A 1,401-nucleotide genomic window follows, 5' to 3' on the forward strand; every position below is an offset into this window, starting at 1 on the left:
AAGTTGGACTTTGCACGTCCGCAAGCGGCCCCTGGTGTATCTCCTTATAAAGTCTCTTTCTGTATAGAGGGAGGGTTAACGTATAAGGTCGGCGGCACCTTAGGACGGCGAGAGTTTTCTGACTCGTATACGAGTGCGCCTTTATTGGGTTTTTTACTGCAAGACGTCGTGTCGGTTAAAGAAGCTGAAGGAGCGGGGTTGGAGATAACATTCCATTCTGGCGACACGATCGTCGTTGAGGCTGGTAGCGAAGGTGGATATGAGGCCTATTCAATTTATTTGGATTCTGGTGATGTTGTAGTGGTTTAGTTTGCGAGTGGATCTCCATTTTTCTGTTTTTGCCAAGAGTTAGGATGGGGAAGGTACAACAATCCGTACCTTTGATCTGAGCCTAGGAGGGCCATTGATGCGTCACGATATTGTTCTGCGCTTTATTGCAGTAATTTTGTTTTGCTTCACGCTGACCGGGTGCATTCATTACGAACATAAAAGCGCAGAAGGAAAACCCTGGGACGAGGTCGCGACAATTCGGCAGTTCGACAAGCATTTGTCGATAGACAAAATCGATGACGATACGTCGCTATATTGGCTAGCCCGCCAAACCGAGTATTGACAAGGCGCAGGAAGGCATAAACTTTCAGCAAAAAGGGGGCAGATTTATTTTGTGAGGCGCAGAGGGGCAGGCTCATTGTTTTTCTTGGTTTATAAATAGATCTGCCCCTTTCCTTTCAAAGCGCATTAAAAGGAGATGTAAGGTAATGAGGCACCCTGATCTTATGACCGCTTGGTTGCTGGCTGTGCTTGGGAAGAAACTATTATCTGTAAATGCTATTTTTCATGTTTTTGCTTCTAGAAGGGACCCTTTTCCTCAAGAAGTCAGCTTTCAATTCTATGGTTTTGAGGCCGGGAAGCTCTATGGTGGTGGTGACGGCTCATCGCTATTGTTTTCTCTCGATCCAATTGTCGGTTGCGACTTAGGTAAGTACGGCAGGCAAGACGTCTTTTGTGTCTCTGGCGAGCCCTATTTTCTTAATGTTGTGGAGGAAAAATTGCTTTCAGCTTCGCTGGTGCAGTCTTCAGTGGCCGAGGCGGTAATAGGCGTTGCTCTTTCGTTTGATGGCGGCTCTTGTCTATCCGTATTGAATTTAGGAGACGAGCTTTTTGTTTATGACGAAATTCCAGTTGAGATAATGCGTAGTGAAGGGCTTGATTTGATTTCGGTGAACTAGCCTTAAGACAAAAAAGGGGCAGGTTTATTTTATGAAGCGCAGAGGGCAGATTTGTTGGTTTTGCTCGGTTTATAAATAGATCTGTCCCCTTTCTTCCAAGGTGGCGGGTGAAAACAAAGATCTGCAACTGATGCTGTCGCAACTGACGGGGCTTCTGGCAGCGGCTGCGGTC

General features: G+C 46.4%; 3 protein-coding genes. All 3 read left to right on the top strand.

Features of this window, described 5'->3' with window-relative positions:
• Positions 1-309: hypothetical protein (locus HGO40_RS30460; RefSeq protein WP_250966060.1), on the top strand; the 309-nt coding region annotated here is incomplete at its 5' end.
• Between the two features lie 97 nt (positions 310-406).
• Complete coding sequence (locus tag HGO40_RS30465; protein WP_250966061.1) at positions 407-613, top strand: hypothetical protein; 207 nt, start codon at positions 407-409, stop codon at positions 611-613.
• 145 nt (positions 614-758) lie between these two features.
• The gene (locus tag HGO40_RS30470; RefSeq protein ID WP_250966062.1) at positions 759-1,229 is read left to right on the top strand and encodes a hypothetical protein; all 471 of its coding nucleotides are present in this window, start codon (positions 759-761) and stop codon (positions 1,227-1,229) included.
• Positions 1,230-1,401 lie beyond the last annotated feature (172 nt).

This window comes from Pseudomonas sp. CG7 (assembly GCF_023701885.1).
Taxonomy (GTDB): Bacteria; Pseudomonadota; Gammaproteobacteria; order Pseudomonadales; family Pseudomonadaceae; genus Aquipseudomonas; species Aquipseudomonas zanjanensis.

What these genes read in the sequence shown, in the direction of transcription:
- HGO40_RS30465 (WP_250966061.1), top strand. Translation starts at nt 407, where the DNA reads ATGCGTCACGATATTGTTCTGCGCTTTATTGCAGTAATTTTGTTTTGC.
- HGO40_RS30470 (WP_250966062.1), top strand. Translation starts at nt 759, where the DNA reads ATGAGGCACCCTGATCTTATGACCGCTTGGTTGCTGGCTGTGCTTGGG.